General features: G+C 69.0%; 22 protein-coding genes and 1 pseudogene. 14 read left to right on the top strand and 9 right to left on the bottom strand.

Going from position 1 to position 26,504, the window contains the following annotated elements; translation table 11 throughout:
- Positions 1-2 precede the first annotated feature (2 nt).
- Both EV675_RS24535 and EV675_RS24530 read right to left on the bottom strand, forming a co-directional pair.
- Complete coding sequence (locus EV675_RS24535) at positions 3-740, bottom strand: GntR family transcriptional regulator (RefSeq protein ID WP_130360918.1); 738 nt, start codon at positions 738-740, stop codon at positions 3-5.
- Positions 741-751: 11 nt separating this feature from the next.
- Positions 752-1,945: a CaiB/BaiF CoA transferase family protein gene (locus EV675_RS24530; RefSeq protein ID WP_130360916.1), complete on the bottom strand. Its 1,194-nt coding sequence runs from the start codon at positions 1,943-1,945 to the stop codon at positions 752-754.
- Between the two features lie 113 nt (positions 1,946-2,058).
- Between EV675_RS24530 and EV675_RS24525 the strand changes: the two genes are divergently transcribed.
- The 3 genes from EV675_RS24525 (at position 2,059) to EV675_RS24515 (ending at position 5,257) form a co-directional block, all read left to right on the top strand.
- Complete coding sequence (locus EV675_RS24525) at positions 2,059-3,036, top strand: Bug family tripartite tricarboxylate transporter substrate binding protein (protein ID WP_130360914.1); 978 nt, start codon at positions 2,059-2,061, stop codon at positions 3,034-3,036.
- 73 nt (positions 3,037-3,109) lie between these two features.
- A complete protein-coding gene (locus EV675_RS24520; protein WP_130360912.1) occupies positions 3,110-3,799 on the top strand; it encodes a response regulator transcription factor in 690 nt (229 codons plus the stop codon).
- Positions 3,800-3,814: 15 nt separating this feature from the next.
- Positions 3,815-5,257: a sensor histidine kinase gene (locus EV675_RS24515; protein ID WP_242621585.1), complete on the top strand. Its 1,443-nt coding sequence runs from the start codon at positions 3,815-3,817 to the stop codon at positions 5,255-5,257.
- A gap of 13 nt (positions 5,258-5,270) precedes the next feature.
- On the opposite strand, the gene EV675_RS24510 is transcribed toward EV675_RS24515, so the two are convergent.
- The 3 genes from EV675_RS24510 to EV675_RS24500 are packed head-to-tail and all read right to left on the bottom strand — an operon-like array spanning position 5,271 to position 8,388.
- Complete coding sequence (locus tag EV675_RS24510) at positions 5,271-6,374, bottom strand: aromatic ring-hydroxylating oxygenase subunit alpha (RefSeq protein WP_130360909.1); 1,104 nt, start codon at positions 6,372-6,374, stop codon at positions 5,271-5,273.
- Positions 6,375-6,408: 34 nt separating this feature from the next.
- On the bottom strand, positions 6,409-7,386 hold the full coding sequence (locus tag EV675_RS24505; RefSeq protein WP_130360907.1) for a PDR/VanB family oxidoreductase: 978 nt from the start codon (positions 7,384-7,386) through the stop codon (positions 6,409-6,411).
- A gap of 21 nt (positions 7,387-7,407) precedes the next feature.
- A complete protein-coding gene (locus EV675_RS24500; protein WP_165404757.1) occupies positions 7,408-8,388 on the bottom strand; it encodes a Bug family tripartite tricarboxylate transporter substrate binding protein in 981 nt (326 codons plus the stop codon).
- A 128-nt stretch (positions 8,389-8,516) separates the two neighbouring features.
- On the opposite strand from EV675_RS24500, the gene EV675_RS24495 reads away from it, so the two are divergent.
- The 9 genes from EV675_RS24495 to EV675_RS24455 all read left to right on the top strand — a co-directional run bounded on the left by EV675_RS24495 (position 8,517) and on the right by EV675_RS24455 (position 16,711).
- A complete protein-coding gene (locus tag EV675_RS24495; RefSeq protein ID WP_130360903.1) occupies positions 8,517-9,428 on the top strand; it encodes a LysR family transcriptional regulator in 912 nt (303 codons plus the stop codon).
- Between the two features lie 149 nt (positions 9,429-9,577).
- The gene (locus EV675_RS24490; RefSeq protein ID WP_130360901.1) at positions 9,578-11,254 is read left to right on the top strand and encodes an MFS transporter; all 1,677 of its coding nucleotides are present in this window, start codon (positions 9,578-9,580) and stop codon (positions 11,252-11,254) included.
- A gap of 174 nt (positions 11,255-11,428) precedes the next feature.
- Positions 11,429-12,190, top strand: a complete 762-nt coding sequence (locus tag EV675_RS24485) for an ABC transporter ATP-binding protein (RefSeq protein ID WP_130360899.1) — start codon at positions 11,429-11,431, stop codon at positions 12,188-12,190.
- 14 nt (positions 12,191-12,204) lie between these two features.
- Positions 12,205-13,107, top strand: coding sequence for an HlyD family secretion protein (locus tag EV675_RS24480; protein ID WP_130360897.1), 903 nt, complete (start codon positions 12,205-12,207; stop codon positions 13,105-13,107).
- A gap of 9 nt (positions 13,108-13,116) precedes the next feature.
- A complete protein-coding gene (locus EV675_RS24475) occupies positions 13,117-13,872 on the top strand; it encodes an MtnX-like HAD-IB family phosphatase (protein WP_130360895.1) in 756 nt (251 codons plus the stop codon).
- A gap of 26 nt (positions 13,873-13,898) precedes the next feature.
- On the top strand, positions 13,899-14,741 hold the full coding sequence (locus tag EV675_RS24470) for an alpha/beta hydrolase (protein ID WP_130360893.1): 843 nt from the start codon (positions 13,899-13,901) through the stop codon (positions 14,739-14,741).
- Positions 14,738-15,094: an EamA family transporter gene (locus EV675_RS24465; protein ID WP_087837323.1), complete on the top strand. Its 357-nt coding sequence runs from the start codon at positions 14,738-14,740 to the stop codon at positions 15,092-15,094. The genes EV675_RS24470 and EV675_RS24465 overlap by 4 nt, the downstream gene beginning before the upstream one ends.
- A complete protein-coding gene (locus EV675_RS24460; RefSeq protein WP_130360891.1) occupies positions 15,094-15,504 on the top strand; it encodes a DMT family transporter in 411 nt (136 codons plus the stop codon). Before EV675_RS24465 ends, EV675_RS24460 begins: the two co-directional genes overlap by 1 nt.
- On the top strand, positions 15,491-16,711 hold the full coding sequence (locus EV675_RS24455; RefSeq protein ID WP_130360889.1) for a DegT/DnrJ/EryC1/StrS family aminotransferase: 1,221 nt from the start codon (positions 15,491-15,493) through the stop codon (positions 16,709-16,711). Before EV675_RS24460 ends, EV675_RS24455 begins: the two co-directional genes overlap by 14 nt.
- 25 nt (positions 16,712-16,736) lie before the next feature.
- On the opposite strand, the gene EV675_RS24450 is transcribed toward EV675_RS24455, so the two are convergent.
- Together EV675_RS24450 and EV675_RS24445 are read right to left on the bottom strand one after the other, a co-directional pair.
- On the bottom strand, positions 16,737-17,204 hold the full coding sequence (locus tag EV675_RS24450; RefSeq protein WP_130360887.1) for a cyanophycin metabolism-associated DUF1854 family protein: 468 nt from the start codon (positions 17,202-17,204) through the stop codon (positions 16,737-16,739).
- Entirely contained in the window at positions 17,201-19,477 is a 2,277-nt protein-coding gene (locus tag EV675_RS24445; RefSeq protein WP_130360885.1) for a cyanophycin metabolism-associated ABC transporter, read from the bottom strand. Before EV675_RS24445 ends, EV675_RS24450 begins: the two co-directional genes overlap by 4 nt.
- 368 nt (positions 19,478-19,845) lie before the next feature.
- Between EV675_RS24445 and EV675_RS24440 the strand changes: the two are divergent.
- Together EV675_RS24440 and cphA are read left to right on the top strand one after the other, a co-directional pair.
- Positions 19,846-21,981, top strand: a pseudogene (locus EV675_RS24440) (cyanophycin synthetase); the annotation flags it as partial.
- Between the two features lie 64 nt (positions 21,982-22,045).
- Entirely contained in the window at positions 22,046-24,667 is a 2,622-nt protein-coding gene (gene cphA / locus EV675_RS24435; protein WP_130360881.1) for a cyanophycin synthetase, read from the top strand.
- Here the strand turns inward: cphA and EV675_RS24430 are convergent.
- Both EV675_RS24430 and EV675_RS24425 read right to left on the bottom strand, forming a co-directional pair.
- A complete protein-coding gene (locus tag EV675_RS24430; protein ID WP_130360879.1) occupies positions 24,621-25,517 on the bottom strand; it encodes an arginase family protein in 897 nt (298 codons plus the stop codon). The two genes, cphA and EV675_RS24430, sit on opposite strands and share 47 nt — an antisense overlap.
- Complete coding sequence (locus EV675_RS24425; RefSeq protein WP_130360877.1) at positions 25,493-26,452, bottom strand: GNAT family N-acetyltransferase; 960 nt, start codon at positions 26,450-26,452, stop codon at positions 25,493-25,495. The genes EV675_RS24430 and EV675_RS24425 overlap by 25 nt, the downstream gene beginning before the upstream one ends.
- Positions 26,453-26,504: the final 52 nt, after the last annotated feature.

The following is a 26,504-nucleotide window of genomic DNA, read 5'->3' as shown; positions in this document are numbered from 1 at the left end:
GATCAGCCGATCGGCTCGCGCCGCATCACGGTACTGAACAGGTGCCGCCCTTCGGGGAAGAGCCCCACCGAGGCGACGATCAGGTCTTTCTTGGTGCCGTAGTACCAGGTGCGCGTGCGCAGGGTGGGCGTACTGAAGCGGGTCTGCAGCAAATCGGCCTGGGCCCGGGTCAGCCGGACGGCATCGATCTCCTGGCGGATTTCGCACACCCGGTCGCCGCGCCGCTCGGCCAGCCATTCGGCCACCGAGGCCCGGTAGCCGTCCAGCTGTTCGAGCGCGTCCGCGTACAGCGGCGGAATGTGGTGTTCGCTGTAGACGACCGGCGGCGCGCCCTCGGCCTGGCGCAGGCCGGTCACCCTGACGAAGCGCTGGCCGGCGGGCAGCCGCAGCGCGCGGGCCGAGCCCTCGTCGCCGTCGACCTCGCGGATGTTCAGGGTATGGAAGCGAAAGCCGCGGGTGAAGCGCAGGATGTCGTCCACCGTGTTGCCCACGTGCACGAAGTTGCCCGAGGGTTGCGTCGACTCCACGCGGGTCCCGATGCCGGGCCGGCGGCTGACCAGCCCCTGCACTTCCAGTTCGCGCAAGGCCCCCCGCACGGTGATGCGGCTGACGTTGAACTGCTGCCCCAGTTCGTTCTCGGTCGGCAGCAGGGTGCCGGGCGGATATTCGCCGTCGCGGATCCGCCGGATCAGGGTCTGGGCCAACAGCTTGTACTGCGAACCGGCACTGCGCTGGAACATGGGGCGACACGTCAGAGAACACCAAGGGTCCTTAGTCTACCTTGCTCCTCTTCGTCGATCCCGATGCCGGCCAGCAGCTCGCGGGTATCGGCGCCCATGGCCGGCGCGGGCCCGACGGCCACCGCCGGCCGGGACGTGCGCAGCGGGCTGTCGAGCACCCGCAGCGCGCCGCCGCCCGCCAGGTCGACCTGGCGGATGCGGCCTTCGGCCAGGGGCGCGTCCAGCGCCTGCCCCACGGACCACACGGGCGCGGCGGGCACCGTGCCGGCGAAGTGCCGCATCCACTCGGCCGTGGTGCGGACCGACAGTGCCTCGTCCAGCAGTCCGGTCAGTTCCTCACGATGCCGGCCGCGGGCGGCGAAATCGACGAAGCGCGCATCCGCGATCCATTCCGGCCGCCCGACCCGCTCGCACAGGTTGCGCCAGAATTTTTCCTTGTTGCACATCAGGTAGATCCAGCCGTCGCCGGTGCGATAGAGCTGGCACGGCGTGAGCGAGGGATGCCCGGACCGGGGCTGGCGGTCGGTCTCGGCGGCGCCGTTCAGGTACCACGCCGCCACGTAGTTGAGATTGAACAGCGCGACGTCGTACAGGCTGGTGTCCACGTCGCATCCCCTGCCGCTGCGCGCGGCCTCCAGCATGCCGCTGAGCAGCCCCACGGACATCATCACGCCGGTCATGTAGTCGACCAGCGACAGGCCCATGCGCGACGGCGCCGTGTCCGGTTCGCCGGTCAGCGAGAAATAGCCCGCCTCGGCCTGCATCAGGTAGTCGTAGCCCGGCCAGGCCGCGCGCTCGCCGGTCCGGCCATAGGCCGATATGTGGGCACAGACCACCGCCGGGTTGACGTCCTTCAGGTCCTCGTAGGTCAGGCCGAGCTTGCCCGCGACGTCGCCGCGCAGGTTGTCGACGACGCCGTGGGCCGTGGCGGCCAGCTTGCGGAACACCGCCCGCCCCTCGGGATGGGCGAGGTTCAGCGTGATGCTTTTCTTGCCCTGGTTCAGGCTCTGGAAGAACAGGCTTTGCGCGCCGTCGGGCAGGTCCGCGAGGAAATGCGGCCCGACCAGCCGCGACACGTCCCCCCCCTGCGCGGCCTGCTCGACCTTGATGATTTCGGCCCCCAGCGCGGCCAGCAACTGGGTGCCGAAAGGCGCCGCGCCGTACTGTTCGACGGCAAGAATGCGGAACCCGTGAAGTAGCGACATGAAGCTCCCCGGACGATGTGGGAAAAGGACATCTTGAGTTTGTTATAACAATATATCAAAATTCGGAAACAGAAAAGCCAACCGATGGCACTATTCCCGAGGAGACCCTTCCCATGAACAAACTGCTTTTGCTGCTCTGCCTGGCCGTAGGCCTGGCCAGCCAACCCGCCCTTGCCGACCAGGCGTTCCCCAGCAAGCGGGTACGCGTGATCATTCCCTTCCCGCCCGGACAGGGGTCGGACATCCTCGCGCGCGCCATCGGCGACAAGCTGGCGCAAAGATGGGGGCAGCCGGTGGTGGTGGAGAACCGCGCCGGCGCCAACGGCTCCATCGCGCTGCAGGAAGTGGCGCGGGCCGAGGGCGACGGGTACACCCTGCTGGTCACCTCCAACTCCCCCGTCGTGATCAATCCCAACCTGTACAAGCACCTGCCCTACGACGTGGGGCGCGACTTCCAGCCCGTCGCGCTGCTGGCCGGCACCGACATGCTCATGGTGGTGAACGCGCAGTTCCCGGCCACCACGCTGTCCGAGGTCATCGCCCAGTTGAAGGCCAATCCCGGCAAATTCAGCTACGGCTCGCCCGGCACGGGCTCCACCAGCCATCTCAGCATGGAAGTCTTCAAGCAGCTGGCGGGCGTGGACCTCGTCCACGTGCCCTACAAAGGCAGCCCGCCGGCGTTCACGGACCTGATCGGCGGTTCGATCAAGCTGATGATCGACGCCCTGCCCAGCGCCATGCCCCAGGTGAAATCGGGCCGGGTCCGGGCGATCGCGATCACCAGCAGCGACACGCCTTCCACCATCATGCCGGACGTGCCGCTGGCCTCCCGCTCGGGCCTGACCGGGCTGCCGGGACGCGCCTGGTACGGCATGTTCGCGCCCAAGGCCACGCCTCCCGCCACCATGGCGCGCATCGTCGCCGACGTGCGGGCCGTGCTGCAAAACCCCGAGATCGTGGCCAAGCTGCCCCAGCTCGGCCTGGAGGCCGTCGAACCCATGACGCCCCAGGAGTTCGGCCGCTTCGTGGACAAGGAAACCGCCTACTGGGCCGACGCGACGCGCCGCACGGGGATGTATCAGATCGAATAGTGACGGGGACGCGCGCCTGGGGGACAATGCGTCGGGGCACCTCGATGCATCACCCCGAAGCTACAATCCCCCCATGCGTATCCTCATCGCCGAAGACGACAACATCCTTGCCGACGGCCTGTCCCGCTCCCTGCGCCAGAACGGCTACGCCGTCGATGCCGTCCACGACGGACTCGAGGCGGACTCCGCGCTGGCGGCGCAACCCTTCGACCTGCTGATCCTGGACATCGGCCTGCCCCGGCTGTCGGGCACCGAGGTCCTGCGCCGGCTGCGGTCGCGCAATTCGCACATGCCGGTGCTGATCCTGACCGCCGCCGACAGCGTGGAGCAGCGCGTCAAGGGGCTGGACCTGGGCGCCGACGACTACATGGCCAAGCCCTTCGCGCTGTCCGAGCTCGAGGCGCGGGTCCGCGCGCTGACGCGGCGCGGCGCGGGTGGCGGCCCGGCGGTGCTGCGCCACGGCCGCCTGGCATTCGACCAGGTCGGCCGGGTGGTGACCATCGACGAGCAGATCGTCGAATTGTCGGCGCGCGAAGTCAGCCTGCTGGAAGTCCTGCTGTCGCGCAGCGGCCGCATGGTCAGCAAGAAGCAGCTGGTGGACCACCTGTGCGAATGGGGCGAGGAAGTCAGCACCAATGCCATCGAGGTCTACGTGCACCGGCTGCGCAAGAAGCTGGAGCCGGGCGGCGTCAAGATCGCCACCGTGCGCGGGCTGGGATACTGCCTGGAACGCGAGCCCGGCGCCCAGCACGGCGCGGCCTGATCCGGCTCCGGGAGCATGGACGACCATCCCAAGGGGCCGCAGCCCATCCCCGCCGTCGAACGGCCGGCGCGCTCGCTGTTCGGCGAGATCCTGGACTGGATGCTGGTCCCGCTGTTCCTGCTGTGGCCGATCAGCGTCGCCATCACCTACGTGGTCGCGCAGTCCATCTCGGTCGCGCCCTACGACCGCAGCCTGGCCAACAACGTGCTGGCCCTGGCCCAGCAGATCAAGGACGTCAACGGCCGGGCCCGGCTGCAGTTGCCGGTCTCGGCGCGCGAGATGCTGCGCGCCGACGAGACCGACAGCGTGTTCTACCTGGTGCTGGGCAGCCGCGGCGAATACCTGGGCGGCGACCGGGAACTGCCGCTGCCGTCGCTCGAGCGCCCCCTGCCCGGCATCGTCCAGTACCGCGACGACGTGATGCGCGGCTTCGCGGTGCGCGTGGCCTACACCTGGGTGTCGCTGCCCACGATCCCGGGCGCGCAGCCGGCGCTGGTGCAGGTGGCCGAGACGCTGGAGAAGCGCTCGCAGCTGGCCAATGAGATCATCAAGGGCGTGGTGCTGCCGCAATTCGTCGTGCTGCCGCTGGCCGTGGTGCTGGTGTGGTTCGGCCTGTCGCGCGGCATCGCCCCGCTGGGCCGGCTGCAGGAGCGGCTGCGCGCGCGGCGGCCGGACGACCTGTCGCCCATCGACGACCGCGAGGTGCCGCAGGAGATCGCGCCGCTGGTCGGCGCGATGAACGAGCTGCTGCAGCGCCTGTCGGCCAACGTCGATGCGCAGAAGCGCTTCGTCGCCGACGCGGCGCACCAGTTGAAGACCCCGCTTGCCGGCCTACGCACGCAGGCCGAGCTGGCGCTGCGCAATGCCAGCCCGGAAGACATGGAGGCCAGCCTCAGGCACCTGGTCTCGGGCGCCGAACGGGCCACGCGCCTGGTGAACCAGTTGCTGGCGCTGGCGCGCGCCGAGGACAAGGGCAGCCCCGTGGACGTCTCCGCCCGCGTCGACCTGCTGGCCATCGCCAGCGACCAGACGCAGAACTGGGTGCACGAGGCGATGGAACGCGGGATAGACCTGGGCCTGGAAGGCCCGGAAACGCCGGTCCTGGTGGCCGGCAATGCCCTGCTGCTGGCCGAGCTGGTCAACAACCTGATCGACAACGCGCTACGCTACACCCCGGGCGGCGGCACGGTCACCGTGCGCGTGGCCGCGACCGCCGCGGGCGCGACGCTGGACATCGAGGACTCCGGCCCGGGCATCCCGCCCGAGGAACGCGAGCTGGTGTTCGACCGCTTCTACCGGATCCTGGGGTCCCACGCCGAAGGCAGCGGCCTGGGCCTGGCCATCGTGCGCGAGATCGCCCAGCGGCACGGCGCCGCCCTGGCGATTTCCGACAATCCGCAGGACACCGCCGCCGGCATGCCCGGCACGCGCATCAGCGTGAGCTTTCCGCCGGCCTGACGCCTCCGGCCGGTCAGAAGTCCAGCCCGGCCTCGCGCGCCGCCATGTCATGCAGCGCGCGGCGCATCAGCAGCCCCGGCTTGTCGGGCGCGAAGTTCAGGTCGAACTGCGGCTCGGCGTCGCGCGTCACCACGTCCAGTATCCACTCCAGCGCATCCACGTCCTCGAGGTAGGCCTTGGACGAGGCCTCGTGCAGATAGGCGTCGGCGGCCGGATCGCCCAGGTTGGAATCGCGGCTGTTGAACCACCAGTAGTGGATGCTGCCGTTGGTCTCGGGCGTGAAGGCGTGGGTGATGTTGAAGCGATAGGTGCGCGGCGCGCCGCCGGCATCGTGGTTGTCGACGATGCGGGCGAAGGCGACGTGCAGGCCGGGCGAGGCGAAACGCGCTTCCGAATAGCGGTCCACCGGCTTGCCGGTCAGGCCGGTGGGCACGCCGTAGACGTCGGGCGGCGGCGAGTTCTTCAGCGCGCGGTCGATGATGACCACGTCGCCTTCCTGGCGCACGTCCAGCTTGCTGCGCGCGTACTCCGGCGTGCCGATGGCGCCCGGATGCAGGAACGGGAAGTGGGTCTGGTCCAGCAGGTTCTCGTGCATGGACACGTAGTCGGCCTTCATGTGGAAGGCCCCGCCCACGCTCTTCCACGCCGGGCTGGCCAGCCAGCTCGTGTCCGGGATCAGGGCCGGATCGGCATGGTCCGGATCGCCCATCCAGATCCACACCAGCGGCGCCCGCTCGACGATGGGAAAGCTGCGCACCTGCGCATTGGTGGGGACCAGCGGCATGGCCGGCATCTTCACGCAGCGGCCCGACGGATCGAAGCGCATGCCGTGGTAGCCGCACATCAGTTCATCGCCGTCCAGGCGGCCCTTGGCCAGCGGAAAGGAACGGTGCGGACAGCGGTTGCGCACCGCCACCGGCTCGCCGGCCTGCGTGCGGTACAGGGCGACGTCCACGCCCAGGAAGCGCCGGCTGCTCAGTGCGCGGGTGATCTCGCCGGACAGCCCCGCCACGTACCAGCAGTTGCGCACCAGCGGCGTGGCGTGGTCGGCGAAGCCGCCGGGTTCGAAGGAAAAATCGGCCCGCAGTTCGGGCATGGGGTCGGCGATGCGGTTCATGATGGCACGCTCCTGCAGGAATGGCTCGGAATGGTCAGGCGTCCAGCACCAGGCGCGTGCCGCGGATGCGCGACACGCAGATGCACAAGGTCTGGCCCGCGGCACGCTCTTCTGCGCTCAGATAGCGATCGCGATGATCGATGGGGCCGTCGGCCGAGACGACGGGCAGCGGGCACAGGCCGCATTCACCGCGCGCGCAGTCCCACAGCACGGGCACGTCGGCCAGGCGCAGCGCATCCAGGATGCTGGCGTCGGGACCGACCCGCACGGTCCTGCCCGATCGGCGCAGCTCGACCTCGAAGGCCGTTTCGTCGCCCGTGGGTCCGGCGGCGAACACTTCGCTGCGCACGCGACCGGGGTCCCATCCCAGCGCGGCGCCGGCGTCGTGGGTGGCGGCGATCATGGGCGCGGGACCGCACACGTACACGCGCGTCCCGTCGGGCTGCGACGCCAGCAGGCCGCGCAGGTCCAGCACGCCGGCCGCGTCGCTGTAGTGGAAACGGACGCGGTCGCCGGCCACCGCTTCCAGCATGTCGCGATAGGCCATGGCGGCCGGATCGCGTCCGGCGTACACGACGCGGTAGCGACAGCCCCGTCGGGCCAGGCTGCGCGCCATGGACACGATGGGCGTCACGCCTATGCCGCCGGCGATGAGCAGGGTGCAGGCATCGCGCCGGTCCAGCGGAAAATCGTTGACCGGCGCGGCGACGCGCAGGCGCGTGCCCGGCGCGAAGGTATCGTGAATGAAGGCCGAGCCGCGCGCCCGGTCCTCTCTTTGCACGGCGATGCGATAGACGTGCCGCGGATCGTCCCGCCCGGCCAGTCCGCCTATCAGCGAATAGTGCCGGACGATGGGCCCCCGGTCGCGCGACGCCATGTGCAGCGCCACGTGCGCTCCGGGCTCGTAGCGCGGCAGCGGCCGGCCGTCGGCCGAGGCCAACAGGTATTCCTTGATGCGCGGCGTCAGCGGCCGGACGCCGGCCACCACGACCTCGATGTGCTTGCTTGCCACGATGGTTTCCTCTCTGCGGCGTCAATCCAGGCGGATGTCGGCGCCCTTGATGATCGGCCCCCACTTGGCGATTTCCTCGTCCACCAGCCGCGCCATGTCGCGCGGGGGCATGGCGTAGGCCTCGTAGGTGAAGGTGGCCAGCTTCTCCTTGACGTCGGGCGCCTTCAGCGCGGCGGCGATGCCTTCGTTCAGCCGCTGCACGATCCCGGCGGGCGTACCCCTGGGCACGAACAGGCCGTTCCAGCCGCCCACCTCGAAGTTGGCCGGACCGCCGGCCTGCGCCACGGTGGGCACGTCGGCGTAGCCCGGCAGGCGCTGCGGCGCCGCCACGGCCAGGAAGCGCACCTTGCCGGACTGGTACACGGGCCCGGCCGACACCGGCGATCCCAGCGTCCAGTTCACATCGCCCACGGCCACCGACTGGAACAACTGGGCCGACTCCTTGTAGGGCACGTGCATCATGCTCGTGCCGGTGGCCGCCTCCAGCAGCAGCCCGCCCAGGTGCGCCGGACTGGCCACGCCCCAGGAGCCGTACGAGACGCCGCCGGGCCTTGCCTTGGCCGCGGCGATCAGGTCGCCCATCGTCCGCCATGGCGAACCGGCGGGAACCACGACGAAGAAGTAGTTGCGGACCAGCGGCGTAACCGGATCGAAATCCTTGCGCACGTCGTAGGGCAGCCTGGCGAACAGGTAGGGCTGGGTGCCGACATGGTAGCTGTCCATGTGGACCAGCGTGTAGCCGTCGGGCGCGGCGCGCCGGCCGGCCTCGAAGGCGAGGAAGCCGCTGGCGCCGGGCCGGTTCTCCACGATCACCTGCTGCCCCAGCGCGGCGGTCAGCTTCTCGGCGACGATGCGCAGCAGCACGTCGGGCCCCTGGCCCACCGCGAACGGCGTCACGATCTTGACCGGCCGGGCCGGATAGCCCGGCGCGGCGGCGACGGCGGCGGTCGATGCCGCGGCCAGGGCGACGGCCAGCATGCGCGCGATCGGCGATTTGGACATGTCTTGTCTCCTCTTCGTGGATACGGTGGGACGTCGCTTGCGGCCCATTGTGGGAATGGATTTTATTGAGGAATAATGGAGAATATTTGTTCAAAAAATAGCTATCAGTAAGCTCGATAAGGAATAAATTGGACGCCATCACGCAATTGCGCACCTTCACCACGGTCGTCGCCTGCGGCGGCTTTTCCGAGGCGGCCCGGCAGATGGACGTGGTGCCCTCGGTGGTGGCCAAGCGCATCCGCCAGCTGGAAGCCACCGTGGGCGCGCGGCTGTTCGACCGCACCACCCGCACGGTGCGCCTGACCGAAGCGGGCGAGAAACTGCACGCCCGCGCCGGCGTGCTGGTGGCCAGCTTCGAGGACCTGGTGCAAAGCGTGGAGCGGGACGCCTCCAAACTGGTGGGCCATCTGCGGGTGGCCACGCCAACCACGCTGACCACGGTCAGGCTGGGGCCGCTCTTCAATGCCTTCCTGCGGCGGCACGACGGCATCACGATGGAGATCTCGCTGGTCGATCACTCCACCAACCCCGCCGAGCGGGACTACGACCTGGCCATCAGCGGCCGGCCGGCCAGCTACGAGGGCGTGGTCGAAATCCCGCTGTGCCCGGTGGACACCGTGCTGTGCGCCGCGCCCGGCTATCTCGCCCGCCACGGCCGGCCCCGCCACCCCCAGGCCCTGACCGAACACGCCTGCCTGGTCTTCAAGCCATCCGGCCGCGCCTGGCATTTCCGCAGCGCCCGCGGCGGCATCAGCCTGGACATCCCGCCCCGCCTGGTGGCCGACGACAACCTCACGCTGCGGGACGCCGCCCTGTCGGAACTGGGCATCGCCGCCCTGCCCGCCTACGTCGCCCGCCCGGCGCTGCAGGCCGGCACGCTGGAGACGGTACTGGACGATTTCCCGCTGCAGGAAACCTGGTTCAAGGCCTACGTCCCGCGGCGCAAGCAGCACGTCGCCCGCGTCGCCGCGCTGGTCGACTGGCTGGTCGGGCACTTGCGGCCGGAGACCGCGGAGCCCGCTCATATCACCGAATCGTGAAAATTCAGCTGTCAGTCAGCAACTTGTCAGTGCCGCGTCAGTAACTGTTTCTACTCTGGTTTCAAGCCCGAGGCTCCCGTGGCTGAGGGCCAGTCTGCCGTTCCAACTATTACTCCTTTACAGCAGGCCCACCCAGGAGACATTCCTTCATGAGCACCACCGTCAGCAGTTCAGGGGCGCCGACTCCGGCCGCGCGTCCCATGACCAAGGAAGAGCGGCGCGTGATCTTCGCCTCGTCGCTAGGCACGGTATTCGAGTGGTACGACTTCTATCTTTACGGCTCGCTGGCCGCCATCATCGCCAGGCAGTTCTTCTCGGGGGTCAACGACACGGCGGCCTTCATCTTCGCGCTGCTGGCATTCGCGGCGGGCTTCGCGGTCCGGCCGTTCGGGGCTCTGGTGTTCGGCCGGCTGGGCGACCTGGTCGGGCGCAAGTACACCTTCCTGATCACCATCCTGATCATGGGCCTGTCGACCTTCATCGTCGGGATACTGCCCTCGTACGCGTCCATCGGCATCGCGGCGCCCGTCATCCTCATCGTCCTGCGGCTGGCGCAAGGCCTGGCGCTGGGCGGCGAGTACGGCGGCGCGGCCACCTACGTCGCCGAGCACGCCCCCCATGGTAAGCGCGGCGCCTACACCGCCTGGATCCAGACCACGGCCACCCTGGGCCTGTTCCTGTCCCTGCTGGTGATCCTGGGCGTGCGCAACGCCACCGGCGAGGAAGCGTTCGCCGCCTGGGGATGGCGCATCCCGTTCCTGGTCTCCATCTTCCTGCTGGCGATTTCGGTCTGGATCCGGCTCAAGCTGAACGAGTCGCCCGCCTTCCAGCGCATGAAGGCCGAGGGCAAGCAATCGAAAGCGCCGCTGACCGAATCCTTCGGCCAGTGGAGCAACCTGAAGGTGGTCCTGCTGGCGCTGCTGGGCCTGACCGCCGGCCAGGCCGTGGTCTGGTACACGGGTCAGTTCTATTCGCTGTTCTTCCTGACCCAGACCCTGAAGGTGGACGCCACCACGGCCAACATCCTGATCGCCCTGGCCCTGCTGATCGGCACGCCCTTCTTCCTGATCTTCGGCTCGCTGTCGGACAAGATAGGCCGCAAGCCCATCATCATGGCCGGCTGCCTGATCGCCGCCGTCGCCTACTTCCCGCTGTTCAAGGCCATCACGCACTACGCCAACCCGGCGCTGGAAGCGGCGCAGGCCAAGGCGCCGGTGGTGGTCGTGGCCGATCCCAAGACCTGCTCGTTCCAGTTCAACCCCGTGGGCACAGCCAAGTTCGTCAGCTCCTGCGACCAGGCCAAGTCCTTCCTGGCGTCGAACTCGGTCAACTACAGCAACGAGGCGGCTCCTCCGGGATCCGTGGCCAAGATCAAGGTCGGCGACACCACGATCGAGTCCTTCGAGGGCGCGGGCCTGCCGGCGGCGGAGTTCAAGACCCGCGGCGACGAACTCAAGGCCCGCCTGACGACGGAGATCCGCAACCACGGCTATCCGGCCAAGGCCGATCCGGCCCAGGTCAACAAGCCCATGCTGGTGCTGCTGCTGACGCTGCTGGTGATCCTGGTGACCATGGTCTACGGCCCGATCGCGGCCATGCTGGTGGAAATGTTCCCCACCCGCATCCGCTATACCTCGATGAGCCTGCCCTACCACATCGGCAACGGCTGGTTCGGCGGCTTCCTGCCCACCACCGCCTTCGCCATCGTGGCGGCCACCGGTAACATTTACAACGGACTGTGGTACCCCATCATCGTCGCCGTGATGAGCCTGGTGATCGGCACCCTGTTCATCAAGGAAACCAAGGACAACCGCCTGGAGGATTGAGCCTTGCAAGGGCGCGGCCACGCCGCGCCCTGCACCGATGCGCGGTTGCAACAATCTCCCCCGGGACGGACCGCGCCAAGGCTTCCCACGATCGCAAGTCTTGGGTTATCGTAACAAGCGTTACAATCCCGGCGTTGCCGGGTTTTGTTTTTTCAGCCAGTTGGAGACCTTGCCATGCGGGCGACCGAGCCCCAGGCCACAGGCCGCACATCGGGGAATCCCCCTGGTAGCACACCGAGTCTCGTCGCCGAGTCGCTCAGCAAATCCTTTCTATCCGGTAATGTTCGCGAGCGCATTTTGCGAGATTTGTCGGTTAGCATCATGCCCGGCGAACTGACATTGATTTCTGGGCCGTCGGGCTGCGGCAAAAGCACCCTGTTGGCCATACTCAGCGGCATGCTGCGTCCGGATGCCGGCATGGTGCGCGCCCTGGGCCAGGATCTTGGCCTGCTTCAGCTTCAAGAGCTTGAACGTTTCCGGCTGATGCATACCGGCTTCGTCTTCCAAGGCTTCAACCTCTTTCCCGCGCTGACGGCTGTCGAACAGGTCGTCCTGCCCCTGCGCTACGTGGGCCTGTCCAAGCCGCGGGCCGAGGAACAGGCCTGGGCCGCCCTCGAGGAAGTGGGCATGAGCGGGCGCGCCCGCCAGCGGCCGTCGGGCCTGTCGGGCGGCGAACAGCAGCGCGTGGCCATCGCCCGCGCGCTCGCCAAGGAACCCGAACTGCTCTTTGCCGACGAGCCGACCAGCGCGCTGGACGCCGGCAACGGCATGAAAGTCATCGACATCCTGCACCGCATCGCCAAGCGCCACGGCGCCACGGTGTTGTGCGTCAGCCATGATCCGCGCCTGATCAGCCATGCCGACCGCGTCCTGACCATGGAAGATGGACGCATCCTGGACGACAGGCGCACCGGTGCGCTGGTCGCCGAAACCTAGGAACTCTCGAGCTCGTGCCTAAGCTTTTCACTACCTTTCGCCTTGGAATCCTGGCCGTACTGACAGGCGGCGTGCTGCTGGCGTCGTGTTCCCGCCAGCAACAGGCGGAAGCCCCGGCGGCCGACCAGCCGCCCTACGCCGCCGTCGCGCGCGGGCGCATCGATGTCGAAGGCGGCCTGGTGCGCGTGGGCGCGGCCGTGGACGGCACCGTTGCCCGGGTGGCGGTGCGCGACGGCGACCAGGTCAAGAAGGGCCAGGCGCTGATCGAGTTCAATCCGGCGGCGGCGCAGCTGGCGGTCGATGCGGCCGATGCCGAATTGCGCCAGACGCAGGCTCAGGAACGCGTGCTGCGCAGCCGCCTGCCCGGGCTGAAGCAGCGCGCCCAGCGGCTGGCCGAGGCCGCCGCCGGCGGCGCCATCGATGGCCAGGCAGCCGACGACGCGCGCAACGCCGTGGCCCAGGCCGAGGCAGAGGCCACGGCGGCCCAGGCGGCGGTGGACGTCGCGCGCCAGAAATTGCGCGCCGCGCAATGGACGCTGGAGCGCCAGCAGGTCCGCGCGCCCGTGGATGGCGAGATCGTCGGCCTGGAGGTGCAGGTCGGCAACGCGGTCACCGCCCAGACCGAAATGCTGCGCCTGCTGCCCAAGCGGCGCCTGATCGTCCGCGCCGAGGTGAACGAAGCCTACGTCGCGGCGCTGAAAACCGGCATGCAGGCAGAGATCGTGGAAGAGTCCGCCCCCGGCGGCACCCCCATCCCGGCACGCCTGGAACGCATCGGCAGCGTGTTCCAGGTCATGTCGCCCGGCGACGACCCGCAGGAGCGGATCAGCCGCCGCGGCGTCGAAAGCCTGCTGTCGATCGAAAACCCCGAAAAGCTGCGTGTCGGCCAGCGCGTGCTGGTCCGCTTCCTTCCCTAAAGGCTTGCCATGTTGCTCAGTCAGTACGCCGCCGATGAACAACCCGGATCCGAATGGATCGTGTTGTGCGACTTCGACGGCACCATTTCCAAGCAGGATGTCACCGATACCCTGCTTGAACATTTCGGCCGGCCGGGCTGGCAGGAGCTGGAAGACGCCTGGGAACGCGGAGAAATCGGCTCGCGCGAGTGCATGGCCAAGCAGATCGCGCTGCTGGACGCCAGCAAGGAAGAACTGGACGCCCTGGTGGCGAACATCGAGATCGATCCGGCCTTCCCCGAATTCGTGGCGCAGGCGCGCCGCCTCGGCACGCCGGTGCACATCGTCAGCGACGGCCTGGCCGGCGTGATCGCGGCCATCATGGAACGCCACGGCCTGGCGGACCTGCCCGTGGTGGCCAACCGCTTCGAACAGGCCGGGCCGCGCAGCTGGCAACTGACCTTCCCCTACGCCGACGCCGCCTGCCGCAAGGCCAGCGGCACCTGCAAGTGCTCGTACGGTTCGGGCGTGCGCGGCCTGCACGAGAAGATCCTGTACGTGGGCGACGGCGCCTCGGACTTCTGCGTGTCGGGCACGGTCGACTTCGTGCTGGCCAAGCACCGCCTGATCGACTACTGCCGCGAACACGGCCTGGTACACATTCCCATCGCCGGCTTCGACCAGGCCCGCAATGCGCTCGACTTCATCCTGAAAGGCCAGTTGCACGCCATCGCGCAACCCCCGCGCGGCTTCACCATCGCGCCGGCGGCAGCCAGCACCGCCTGAACCCCCGGCGGTCCATTTTTCACCTCATGATCAAATCCGCGGATTTCTATTTCGAAGGCGGCCGCGCGGGCGTGCTGCTCATTCATGGCCTGACCGGCACCCCCAATGAAATGCGTACCGTCGGCAAGGGCCTGCACCGGGCCGGCTTCACGGTCTACGGCATGCAGCTGGCGGGCCACTGCGGCGACGTCGACGACCTCGTCCGCACCGGCTGGAAGGATTGGTACGCCAGCGTGCTGGAGGGCGTCGACCGCCTGCGCCGCGACGTCGACCACTGCTTCGTCGCCGGCCTGTCGATGGGCGCGGTGCTGGCCCTGAAGGCCGCGGCCGACCGGCCCGACGACATCGCCGGCGTCGGCGTCTACGGCGCCACCTTCCGCTACGATGGCTGGAACATTCCCTGGTACTGGCGCCTGTCGTTCCTGCTGCCCTGGTTCAAGCGCCTGAACCTGTTCCAGGACAAGACCTTCGACGAAGAACCGCCCTACGGCCTGAAGGACGAACGGCTGCGCGCCGCGGTGTCCTCCAGCATGCTGGGCGGCGACAGCGCCGACGCCGGCCTGCCCGGCAACCCCTGGCCCTCCCTGGCCGAGCTCATCGACCTGTCGGCCACGGTGCGGCGCCAGTTGCGCCAGGTGCGCGCGCCCTGCCTGGTCATGCACGCCGCCGAGGACGACATGGCCAGCGTCGGCAACGCCCATCTGGTCATGGAGCGCGTCGGCGGGCCCGCCAAGCTGGTGCTGCTGCACGACAGCTATCACATGATCACGGTGGACCGCGAACGCCGCGAAGTCATACGCGAATCGGCCGAGTTCTTCTCCGACATCGCCGCGCAGCGCGAAGGCGCCGCGCCGCAGGCGGCGCGATGACGCCGCTCGTCGCCCTGCTCTGGACGCTGAACGTGCTGGTCGACACCGGCGGCCAGCTGGCGTTCAAGGCGGCCGCCACCACGCCTGCCGAAGGCAGCGGCCTGCGTTACTGGCGCGAGCTGGCGCGGCGCCCCTGGATCTGGATAGGCATCGCCTGCTATATCCTGGAGTTCGTCGTCTGGCTGGCCTTCCTGTCGCTTGTGCCGCTGTCCGAGGGCGTGCTGCTGGGCTCGATCAACATCGTCGCCATCATGATCGCCGGCCGCTTCCTGTTCAACGAACACCTGACGCCGCTGCGGGTGGCCGGCATCGCGCTGATCGCCGCCGGCGTGGCGGTCGTGGGGATACCGTGATGCGCCGCTTCTATCTGATCGGCTTCGGCCTGCTGATGGCCTTCGACACGCTGGCGCAGATCAGCTTCAAGTACGCCGCCAACCATGCGATGCCGCTGGCGGCCGACCTCGACTGGCTCATGCGGGTATTCGGCCAGCCGTGGATCTACGGCGCTTTCGTCGGCTACATCGGCGCCTTCTTCACCTGGATGTCGCTGCTCAAGCGCGCGCCCATCGGCCCGGCCTTCGCCGCCTCCCATCTCGAAGTCGTGACCGTGATGCTGGTGTCGGTCTGGCTGTTCGACGAACACATCACCGCCAACCAGATGCTGGGCGCGCTGCTGATCATCGGCGGCATCGTCTGCCTGGCCTTCGGCGAGGCCAGCGAATCGCGGCGCCTCCACCCGGAGTCCGGCCGTGCCGACGCCTAGGCTCGCGGCCGGCGCCCACGGGCGCGACATCCCGCCCACGGCGGGCCTGCCGCTGCGCTGGAACGACCTCCTGCCCGGCGGCCCGGCGGACCTGGAGGCGCACGTCGCGTCCTGGCTGGACGTCCCGGCCCTGCAACTGGAATGCTCCGGCACCTCCAGCCTGGTCGTCTCCCTGCTGACGCTGGCCCGGCGCAGCCCGCGCAAGACCGTCATCCTGCCCGCCTACACCTGCCCGCTGGTCGCGCTGGCGGTCCACCATTGCGGACTGCGCCTGAAGCTGTGCGATCTGGCCCCCGGGCACTTCGACCTGGACCCGGCCGCGCTCGAGGCGGCCTGCGACGACGATACGCTGGCCATCGTGGTCACCCACCTGGCCGGCCGCGTGGCCGACACCGGCGCCGCGCTGCGCTGCGCGGCCCGCTGCGGCGCGGCCGTCATCGAAGACGCGGCACAGGCGCTGGGCGCCCGCCGCAACGGGCGCAGCGTGGGCCAGGACGGCGACATCGGCTTCTTCAGCCTGGCCGCGGGCAAGGGCCTTAGCATCTACGAAGGCGGCCTGCTGCTGGCGCGCGATCCCGCGCTGCGCGACGAATTGCGCGCCACCAGCGCGCGCACCGTCGGCAGCCGCCCGGGATGGGAGGCGCGCCGCAGCCTGGAACTGCTGGCCTACGCGCTGCTGTACGGACCGCGCGGCATGCGCCTGGCCTACGGCAACCCACAGCGCGCGGCCTTGCGCGCCGGCGATCCCGTCCGGGCCGCCGGCGACGATTTCTCGCTCGACATTCCCATCCACCGGGTCGGCCGCTGGCGCCGCGGCGTAGGCGCGCGGGCGGCCCGCCGCCTGCCGGCGTTCCTGGGCGACGCCCGGGAACGCGCCCGGCGGCGCCTGGAGCGGCTGCAAGACCTGCCCGGGGTACGCGTCATGCAGGACACCGCCGGCGGTGACGGTGTCTGGCCATTCTTCATGCTGCTGCTGCCTGACGCGCAAACGCGGCAGCGGGCGCTGGACCGGCTGTGGGGCGCGGGACTGGGCGTGGGCCCGCTATTCGTGCACACCCTGCCCGACTACGAGTACCTGCGCCCCATCGTCGCCGATGCGCCGGTGCCCCACGCCCGCGATTTCGCTGCGCGCGCGCTGTCGATCACCAACAGCCACTGGCTGGACGACGAGCGGTTCGAGGCGATCTGCCGGGTCCTGGCGTCCTGACGCGCCCCGGAGGGCGCGCCGGACCTCAAAGAAAGCGGTCCAGGATGCGGCGGCTGGCGCGGTCCAGGCGTTCCAGGTCGCGTATCAGGAAGTGGATGCCGTGGCCGTCCGAAATCAGGAGCTTGGACTGGGAAATGCGCCGGATGTCCTGTTCGCTCTTGAGCCATAGCCGGGCTTCGCCGCGGTTGGTCCGGACGGTCCAGGTCGTGGGCGTGACGTAGCTCGCCACCTGCACGATGCGCTGGATCTCGGGCATGAATTCGCGGTGGCCGAGTTCTTCGCGGACCAGTTCCCGCGCCTCGGGCGGCAGGTCCGCCAGCCGGGAGATCCAGGCCACTTCGTGTCCGCCCGGGCCGACCAGCGAGATGTCCTCGGATTCGGTATCGATGGGGAAGGCGCGCACGGGCGTCACTTCCTCGGCCGGCCCGCCGTCGGCGGGCGTGCAGATCAGCCGGCCGTAGGCGTTGCGGCTCAGCGTATAGGGGAAGCTCATGCCTGCTCCTCGTCGTCGCCGTCCCAGGTGCTGTCGCTGCCGGGAGGATCGAGCTGCCGGGTCTGCGCCTGGTGCAGGCGATAGTAGGCGCCGCCCTTGGCGATCAGGTCTTCGTGGCGGCCCTGCTCGACGATGCGGCCGCGGTCCAGCACCACCAGCCGGTCGGCCCGTCGCAGGGTGCTGAGCCGGTGCGCCACGGCGATGGTGGTGCGCCCCCGCACCAGGTTGTCGAGCGCCTTCTGGATCTCTTGTTCGGTCGAGGTGTCGACCGAGGACGTGGCCTCGTCCAGGATCAGGATGCGCGGGTCGATCAGCAGCGCGCGGGCGATGGAAATGCGCTGGCGCTCGCCGCCCGACAGGGCCTGGCCGCGCTCGCCCACCAGCGAATCGTAGCCGTGCGGCAGGCGCAGGATGAACTCGTGCGCATGGGCCGCGCGCGCGGCGGCCACGATTTCCTCGCGCGTGGCCTCGGGCTTGCCGTAGGCGATGTTCTCGGCCACCGTCCCGAAGAACAGGAAGGGCTCTTGCAGCACCACGCCGATGTTGCGCCGGTACCCGGGAATGGACAGCGCGCGGATGTCGACGCCATCCACCTTGATCGATCCCTGCGCCACGTCGTAGAAGCGGCAGATCAGGTTGACCAGCGTGCTCTTGCCCGAGCCGCTGTGCCCCACCAGGCCGATCATCTCGCCCGGCTGGATGTCCAGGTCTATGCCGCGCAGCACGGCGCGCGTGCCGTAGCGGAAGGTGGCCTCGCGGATCTGGATGCGGCCCTCCACCCGGCCCAGGGGAACCGGATGGGCCGGCTCGGGCACGCTGGAGACGCGGTCCAGGATGTCGAAGATGCGCTTGGCGCCCGCCGCCGCCTTCTGCGTGACCGAGACGATGCGGCTCATGGAGTCCAGCCGCAGGTAGAAACGGCTGATGTAGGCCAGGAACGCCGCCAGCACGCCCACCGAGATGTGGTGGTTGGCGATCTGCCAGATGCCGAATATCCAGACCACCAGCAGGCCGACCTCGGTCAGCAGGATGACCGTGGGCGAGAACATCGACCACGTGGTGTTGACCTTGTCGTTGACCGCGAGGTTGTGGTTGTTGGCCTCTCGGAAGCGCGCCACCTCGCGCTTTTCCTGGGCGAAGGCCTTGACCACCCGGATGCCCGGAATGGTGTCGGCCAGCACGTTGGTGATCTCGGCCCAGTTGCGGTCCACCTTTTCGAACCCGTGACGCAGTTTGTCGCGCACGAGGTGGATCAGCCAGGCGATGAAGGGCAGCGGCAGCAGCGTGACCAGCGCCAGCCACGGGTCGATGGAAACCAGGATGCCGGCCGTCATCAGGATCATCAGGACATCGGTGGCGAAGTCCAGCAGGTGCAGCGACAGGAAGACGCAGATGCGGTCGGTCTCGTTGCCGATGCGCGCCATGAGGTCGCCCGTGCGCTTGCCGCCGAAGTATTCCAGCGACAGTTGCTGCAGGTGTTCATAGGCGCTGGTGCGCAGGTCGGCGCCGATGCGCTCGCTGACCCAGGCCAGGATGTAGGTGCGCGACCAGCCCAGCACCCAGGCCACCAGCGCCGCGCCCAGCAGCCCGGACAGGTAGAGCGCGGCCAGGTCGTAGTCGATGGGCTTGCCGTTCTGGAACGGGATCAGCACGTCGTCCATCAGCGGCATGGTCAGGTAGGGCGGAACCAGCGTCGCGGCGGTGGACAGGACCGTCAGGATGAAGCCCAGCAGCAGCCTGCCGCGATAAGGGCGGGCGAAACGGCGCAGCCGCAGCAGCGCCCAGCCCCGCTTCTCGACCGGCGCTTCGGCCTCGCAGGCCGGGCAGTCCTGCTCGCCTTCCGGCAGCGGCGCATGGCAGCGCGGGCAGGCCGGCGCCAGGCGGGCCGCCACGCCGCCCTGCGCCAGCGCGGCCAGTTGGCGCTCGAACTGGTCGGCCAGTCGGACCGCGCCGGCGTGGTGGGCCATGGTCGTGCGCCACAGCGCCAGCCGCGCCCGGGCATCCACCAGCTCGACCGCGACGACGCCGGCGTGGTCGGACAGCGCCAGCCGCATTCCCTCGCCCAGCGGCCAGTCGCGCCATCCCGGCGCGTCGGCCGAGGCCGCCAGCAGCCGGGTCTCGGTCAGCACCAGCGCGCCCCGGGCATAGCGCAGTTCCGTATCGAGATCGAGCTCCAGCCAGGCGCAGACGGTTTCGCCTTCGGCCAGCGGCGGAGCGGCCTGGCCACGCCAGGCATCGGGCAGGGAGGACAACGGATGAGACGCGGCAGTCATCGGCGGGCAGTGCCCCAAATAAGCAACATAGTATTTGTAACTATTTCTAATTCATGGAAATATGTCAGCCTCACGTAAGTATTATAGTTCCCACCACTTCCGTTGTTCGAGAAACCGATGCGTTGTAGCGTCGCATCTAGGGGATTCCCTAAACCGTGTATTCCATCTTGCCTGCCAGGCAAGGGGGCAATACATTTCCGCTCATCTACGATTGTCATCGGATTGACTCGAGTACGCCCCGAGAGCGTACACCCAGCTCGCATCGTGCCACCCGGACTCTCGTCCCAACTTCTCAGCCTGTCCGCGCCGCCTGCACGCCCCGGTTTCCCGTTCCGCGCCGTGCGCCCCGCCCCAGACCCATTTTCGTCATGAAACGCAAACACATTGAATTCCTCGATGTGCTGTCCCTGCGCGGACCCAGCATGTGGACTTATCCGCCCGTCCTCGAGGCCTGGGTGGACATCGGGGAACTCGAGGACTTCCCGTCCAACCTGATTCCGGGCTTCTACGAACGGCTGGAGGCCTGGCTGCCGACGCTGATCGAGCACCGGTGCAGCTACGACGAACGCGGCGGCTTCCTGCGCCGCGTTCGCGAGGGCACCTGGCCGGGCCACATCCTGGAACACGTCACGCTGGAACTGCAGAACCTGGCCGGGCTGCCGGGCGGCTTCGGCAAGGCGCGCGAGACGTCCACGCGCGGCGTCTACCGCGTGATCGTCAGCGCCTACCAGGAAGAGGTCACGCGCGCCGCGCTCCACACCGCGCGCGACCTCGTCATGGCCGCCATCGAAGACCGGCCCTACGACGTGCCCGCGGCCATCGAGGCCCTGCGCGACCTCGTCAACGAACACTGGCTGGGCCCCAGCACCGCCAGCATCGTGCAGGCCGCCGAGGACCGCCGCATTCCCTACATCCGCCTCAACCAGGGCAACCTGGTGCAGTTCGGCTACGGCGCCGCGCAGCACCGCATCTGGACCGCCGAGACCGACCGCACCAGCGCCGTGGCGGAAGGCATCGCCTGCGACAAGGACCTGACCAAGAGCCTGCTGCAGGCCTGCGGCGTGCCCGTGCCCCAGGGCCGCGCGGTGGAAAGCAAGGAAGACGCGTGGGAAGCCGCGCAGGAAATCGGCCTGCCGGTGGTGGTCAAGCCCAGCGACGGTAACCATGGCCGCGGCGTGTTCCTGGACCTGCGCACGCGCGAGGCCATCGAGACCGCGTTCGGCGTGGCCAGCGGCGAAGGCAGCGGCGTGATCGTCGAGCGCTGCGTGCCCGGCAACGAACACCGCCTGCTGGTGGTGGGCGACCGGATGGTGGCGGCGGCGCGCGGCAAGACCGCCTCGGTCATCGGCGACGGCCGCTCGACGATCCAGCAGCTGATCGGCAGCCAGCTCAACTCGGACCCGCGCCGCGGCAACACCGAGGAGCATCCGCTGAACCTGGTCGCGCTGGACTCCGCCGCCCGCATCGAACTCGAACGCCAGGGCTATGACGGCGACTCCATCCCGCCCGCCGGCGAGGAAGTCCTGATCCAGCGCAACGGCAACGTCGCCTTCGACGTGACCGACGAGGTCCACCCCTCGGTCGCGGCGCACGTACGGCTCGCCGCGCGCATCGTCGGCCTGGACATCGCCGGCGTGGACCTGGTGGTCGAGGACATTTCGCGGCCGCTCGAGGAACAGGGCGGCGCCATCGTCGAGGTCAATGCCGGCCCCGGCCTGCTGATGCACCTGAAACCCGCCGACGGCAAGCCCCGCCCCGTGGGCCGCGCCATCGTCGATCATCTGTTCCCCAACGGCGGCGAAGGCCGCATCCCGCTGGTGGGCGTGTCCGGCAGCCACGGCATGACCGGCGTGGTCCACCTGGTCGGCCAATTCCTGCGGCTGTCGGGCCGCCGCGTCGCCACGGCGTCCAGCCAGGGCCTGTACTTCGACCACCGGCAGGTCGATCGCGCCCCCGCGGACTGGAACGCCGTGCAGCGCGCGCTGATGAACCCCATGATGGAAGCGGCCGCGATCGAGACCGGCGCCCGCGCCATCCTGACGCAGGGCCTGGCCTACGACCGCTGCCAGGTCGGCGTCGTGACCGACCTCGATCCCGCGCAGACGCACCCCGACCTGTCCATCGTGGAACCGCAGCAGATCTTCAACGTGCTGCGCACCCAGGTCGACGTCGTGCTGCCCAGCGGCTGCGCCGTGCTCAATGCCGCCGACGAACTGGTCGCCGACATGGCCCGGCTGTGCGACGGCGACGTCATGTTCTTCGCGCGCGACGGCAAGCTGCCGCGCATCGCCGAACACCGGGCCGCCGGCAAGCGCGCGGTCTTCGTACGCGACGGCGCCATCGTGCTGGCCCATGGCGCGAACGAAACCCTCTTGGCTCCCCTCGTGTCCGTGCCCTGCCTGGCCGGACAGCCGGGCCTGCCGATCGAAAGCGTCCTGGCCGCCGTGGCCGCGGGCTGGGCGCTGGACCTGCCGCAGGATTGCATCCGCGCCGGGATCGAAACCCACGGCATGCCGGCCCCCGCGGCCGCCACGGCCTGAAGCCTGGGAAACGCACAGGAAACCCATCATGGAAGTCTCACGTATCCGTGCGCTGCGCGGCCCCAATCTGTGGAGCCGGCGCACCGCGCTCGAGGCGATCGTCTCGTGCACCGAAGCCGAGCGCGCCATCGCCGGCATCCCCGGCTTCGAGGCGCGCCTGCGCGCCCGCTTTCCCGCCATCGGCCTGTTGCAGCCGGCGGGCCAGGAGCGCTCCGTCTCCATGGCCCGCGCCCTCGGCCTGGCCACGCTGGGACTGCAATCCCAGGCCGGCTGCCCGGTCACCTTCGTGCGCACCGTCCCCACGCTGGAGGCCGGCATCTATCAGGTCGTGGTCGAGTACACCGAGGAAGAAGTCGGCAGGCTGGCTCTGAAGTTCGCGCTCGAACTGTGCCGGGCCGCCGAGCATGACACGCCCTTCGACCTCGACGCCGCGCTGGCGCAGCTGCGCGACCTGGACGAGGACGTCCGCATCGGCCCCAGCACCGGCTCCATCGTGCAGGCGGGGGTCCAGCGCGGCATTCCGTTCCGCCGCCTGACGCAGGGCAGCCTGATCCAGTTCGGCTGGGGCAAGAAACAGCGGCGCATCCAGGCGGCCGAGATGGACCGCAGCAGCGCCATCGCCGAAGCCATCGCCCAGGACAAGGAACTGACCAAGACCCTGCTGCATGCCGCCGGCGTCCCGGTTCCTGAAGGCCGTCCGGTCGAGGATGCGGAGGACGCCTGGGCGGCGGCGCAGGAGATCGGCGCGCCCGTGGTGGTCAAGCCGCGCGACGGCAACCAGGGCAAGGGCGTAGCGGTCAACATCTCGACGCGCGAACAGGTCCTGGCGGCCTATGCCGTGGCCGAGAAGTACGGGTCGGCCGTCCTGGTCGAACGCTACATCCCCGGCCACGACTTCCGCCTGCTGGTGGTCGGCAGCACCCTGGTCGCGGCCTCGCGGCGCGATCCGCCGCAGGTGTTCGGCGACGCGGTGCATACCATCCGCGAACTGGTGGACGAAGTGAACAAGGACCCCCGCCGCGGCGAGGGCCATGCCACCAGCCTGACCAAGATCCGCCTGGACGACATCGCCATCGCGACCCTGGCCAAGGCGGGCTACACGCCCGACTCCATCCCGCCCAAGGGCGCGCTGGTCATCCTGCGCAACAACGCCAACCTGAGCACCGGCGGTACCGCCACCGACGTCACCGACGAAGTCCACCCCGAGTTCGCCGCCCACGCCATCGCGGCCGCGCGCACGGTGGGCCTGGACATCTGCGGCGTGGACATCGTGGCCGGCACCGTCATCAAGCCGCTGGAAAGCCAGGGCGGCGCCATCGTCGAAGTCAACGCCGCCCCCGGCCTGCGCATGCATCTCGCGCCCTCGTACGGCAAGCCGCGTGCGGTGGGCGAAGCCGTCATCGCCGACATGTTCGCGCCCGAGGACGACGGCCGCATCCCCGTGGTCGCGGTGGCCGGCACCAACGGCAAGACCACGACCGTGCGCCTGATCGCCCACCTGCAAGGCGTCAACGGGCATCTGGTCGGCATGACCAATTCCGACGGCGTCTACATCGGCCAGCAGCGCATCGACGTGGGCGACTGCAGCGGACCGCGCAGCGCGCGCAACGTGCTGCTGCACCCCGACGTCGACGCGGCCGTGTTCGAGACGGCGCGCGGCGGCATCCTGCGCGAGGGCCTGGGCTTCGACCGCTGCGACGTGGCGGTGGTGACCAACATCGGCATGGGCGACCATCTGGGCCTGAATTTCATCAGCACGGTCGAGGACCTCGCGGTGGTCAAGCGGGTGATTGTCGAGAACGTGGCGCCCACCGGCACCGCGGTGCTCAATGCCACCGACCCCAACGTCGCCAACATGGCCGACAGCTGCCCCGGCTCGGTGATCTTCTTCTCGAACGATCGCCAGCACACGCTGATCACCACCCAGCGCGCCAAGAACCAGCGCGTGGTCTATCGCGACGGCCAGGCCATCGTCGCGGCGCGCGGCGCCGAGGAACAGCGCATCGCGCTGGCCGACATTCCCCTGACCTACGACGGCGCGATCGACTTCCAGGTCGAGAACGCGATGGCGGCCATCGCCGCCGCCTGGGCCCTGGGCCTGGACTGGCAGGTCATCCGCCGCGGCCTGGCCAGCTTCGTGAACGACGCCCAGACCGCGCCCGGCCGCTTCAACCGCTTCGAATTCCGCGGCGCCACGATCTTCGCCGACTATGGCCACAACCCCGACGCCATCCAGGCGCTGGTGCGCGCGATCGAGCGCATGCCCGCCAAGCGGCGTTCGGTGGTCATCAGCGGAGCGGGCGACCGCCGCGACGTGGACATCTGCCGCCAGACCGAAATCCTGGGCACCGCCTTCGACCAGGTCGTGCTGTACGAAGACCAGTGCCAGCGCGGCCGCGAGGACGGCGAGGTGCTCGCGCTGCTGCGCCAGGGACTGGCGGGCGCGACCCGTGCGCAGGACGTGCGGGAGATCCGGGGCGAGTTCCTGGCCATCGACACGGCCATGGATGAACTCGGGGCGGGCGACCTGTGCCTGATCCTGGTGGATCAGGTGGAGGAAGCGCTGGCCCACATCGAGCAGCGCATCGCCGCCGATTGCGCGATCAGTGCGGCGATGCGGCAGCCAGCAGGGCAATCAGTCGCGCATTGAGCGCATGCTGCTGGGCCTGCCAGCGGGCCAGGAGTTCCGCCGAAGGCGCCTCCTGGCCGTCGGCGGCGCTCAGCCACCGTTTCCACCAGGCGCGGTACTCGTACAGCGAGACCTCGCCCGTGATGTCGCTGCCGATCACGCGGCCCGACAGCGCCCCGATCGCCCGGGCCACGTGCTCCTCGCGCAGGATGCCCTGGTCCCAGTTGGTGCGGGCCACGTCGGGGTGGAACACATCCTTGTCGATCGAGACGTAGGTGGGTTCGGACGAGGCCCCCAGCACGGGCAGCACCGCCTCCATCAGCGCATCCGGGCCGCCGAAGCTGCGCACCGCGCCGCCCAGGCCCAGCAGCCGGGCCCAGCCGGCATCCACGTTCATGCACCAGTAGCTGAGCTTGCCGCCCGCCAGCGGACGCAGATAGTTTTCCCAGCTGTGCGACCAGCCCACGTCGCCTGACGTGATGCCGATCACGTGCACGTGCGACACGAAGGGCAGCGCGGCCACCCTGCGCACCCACGACCCGCAGTGGATCCCGAACAGATAGCGCATGTTGTCCGGATGATTGTCGAACACCACCACGCGGAAAGGCCCGCGCGCGCGCATGCGCTCGATCAGGGGCCAGCTCAGGTGGTGGAAGTCGCCGCTGCCCATCAGCACCGTGCCATGCTGCGCCGGGATGGTTCCATCCAACTCGCGCCGCAGCGCGCGGAACGTGGCCAGCGAGCAGCCGAAGCGCACGGATTCCTGCCAGGACTGCAGCGGCAGCACCGTGGCGCCTTCCACCTTGCCGCAGGCATCGTCGAAATCGAGCACCAGCGGAACGGCATTCACGGCTTGTCGCCCTCGCTCCATGTGCGGTCGCCCTCGAAACGCCCGGCGAAGCGCTTGAGCACGGCCCGCAGCAAGGGATTGCGGATGTAGACCGCATGCCGCGTGAACGTGAACGACGCGCCCAGGTAGGACTTCACCTCGGGATCGGTCCAGCCGGCGATGTAGTGGCGCAAGCCGCGCTCCAGCGCGTATTCGAGATTGACCATCCAACTGACGAAATACAGGTTGTTGTCGCGCGCGTCGGGATACTGGAAGCCGATGTACTTGTCGACCAGGTTGCCGTCGCACTCGAAACAGATGTTGTAGCCGATCATCCGGCCTTCGCGGCGGTACACGAAAATGATCCCGCCGCTGTCGCCGTCCTGTAGCACCCGCTGGAAGAAGTCTTCGGTCAGCAGGTCGAAATGCATCTCGCTCTGGTCGTAGACGTTCCGGTACAGCGCGTAGAACTCGCGCAGCACCTCGGGCCGCGCGAACCGGGCATCGCCGGCCATGACCCGCTCGATGTCCAGCCCCGCGCGCGAGCGCAGCTTGCGGCGGATGTTCTTGCGCCGCGAATAGGACACCCTTTCCAGATAGGCATCCAGGCTGGCGAAATCGACGGGCACATAGGCCAGCGCCTGGCCTTCCACCAGCACGAAGCCTTCGGCCTGGCAGGCCTGCGCCAATGCCGCCGCGCAGTCGTTTTCCTCGGCGCTCAGCAGCGGCGAATCCTGCGGCAGGTCCTTGACGATCAGGAACGGCTGCTGGCCGCCGTACTCGGCCTTCAACTGCGCGGCCAGGCGCGCGGGATCCGTGCCCGCGGCCAGCAGCGCGTATTCCGAGACGGTCGTACCGACGAACGCGGTGCGCGGCTGCAGCAGGCCCTTCCAGAAGCGAAAACCCGGCAGGCGCCGCACCAGGCGCTTGGCGCCGTCGTCGGCCGTAGTCAGCAGGTCGAACCGGGCACGGAACATCGGGCCGCCGCTGGCGGTCACCCACGCAGAAAAGCCTTGGGGCGGGCAAGCC

Origin of the sequence: Pigmentiphaga kullae (assembly GCF_004216695.1) — a bacterium.
Classification (GTDB): domain Bacteria; phylum Pseudomonadota; class Gammaproteobacteria; order Burkholderiales; family Burkholderiaceae_B; genus Pigmentiphaga; species Pigmentiphaga kullae.
This window is presented reverse-complemented; position numbering and strand designations above follow the sequence as displayed.

Coding starts and splice junctions, on each gene's coding strand:
- EV675_RS24520 (WP_130360912.1), top strand. CDS start 3,110: ATGCGTATCCTCATCGCCGAAGACGACAACATCCTTGCCGACGGCCTG.
- EV675_RS24490 (WP_130360901.1), top strand. CDS start 9,578: ATGAGCACCACCGTCAGCAGTTCAGGGGCGCCGACTCCGGCCGCGCGT.
- EV675_RS24465 (WP_087837323.1), top strand. CDS start 14,738: ATGACGCCGCTCGTCGCCCTGCTCTGGACGCTGAACGTGCTGGTCGAC.
- EV675_RS24530 (WP_130360916.1), bottom strand. CDS start 1,945: ATGTCGCTACTTCACGGGTTCCGCATTCTTGCCGTCGAACAGTACGGC.
- EV675_RS24485 (WP_130360899.1), top strand. CDS start 11,429: ATGCGGGCGACCGAGCCCCAGGCCACAGGCCGCACATCGGGGAATCCC.
- EV675_RS24525 (WP_130360914.1), top strand. CDS start 2,059: ATGAACAAACTGCTTTTGCTGCTCTGCCTGGCCGTAGGCCTGGCCAGC.
- EV675_RS24470 (WP_130360893.1), top strand. CDS start 13,899: ATGATCAAATCCGCGGATTTCTATTTCGAAGGCGGCCGCGCGGGCGTG.
- EV675_RS24515 (WP_242621585.1), top strand. CDS start 3,815: ATGGACGACCATCCCAAGGGGCCGCAGCCCATCCCCGCCGTCGAACGG.
- EV675_RS24500 (WP_165404757.1), bottom strand. CDS start 8,388: ATGTCCAAATCGCCGATCGCGCGCATGCTGGCCGTCGCCCTGGCCGCG.
- EV675_RS24450 (WP_130360887.1), bottom strand. CDS start 17,204: ATGAGCTTCCCCTATACGCTGAGCCGCAACGCCTACGGCCGGCTGATC.
- EV675_RS24425 (WP_130360877.1), bottom strand. CDS start 26,452: ATGTTCCGTGCCCGGTTCGACCTGCTGACTACGGCCGACGACGGCGCC.
- EV675_RS24535 (WP_130360918.1), bottom strand. CDS start 740: ATGTTCCAGCGCAGTGCCGGTTCGCAGTACAAGCTGTTGGCCCAGACC.
- EV675_RS24460 (WP_130360891.1), top strand. CDS start 15,094: ATGCGCCGCTTCTATCTGATCGGCTTCGGCCTGCTGATGGCCTTCGAC.
- EV675_RS24475 (WP_130360895.1), top strand. CDS start 13,117: ATGTTGCTCAGTCAGTACGCCGCCGATGAACAACCCGGATCCGAATGG.
- EV675_RS24510 (WP_130360909.1), bottom strand. CDS start 6,374: ATGAACCGCATCGCCGACCCCATGCCCGAACTGCGGGCCGATTTTTCC.
- cphA (WP_130360881.1), top strand. CDS start 22,046: ATGGAAGTCTCACGTATCCGTGCGCTGCGCGGCCCCAATCTGTGGAGC.
- EV675_RS24445 (WP_130360885.1), bottom strand. CDS start 19,477: ATGACTGCCGCGTCTCATCCGTTGTCCTCCCTGCCCGATGCCTGGCGT.
- EV675_RS24430 (WP_130360879.1), bottom strand. CDS start 25,517: ATGGAGCGAGGGCGACAAGCCGTGAATGCCGTTCCGCTGGTGCTCGAT.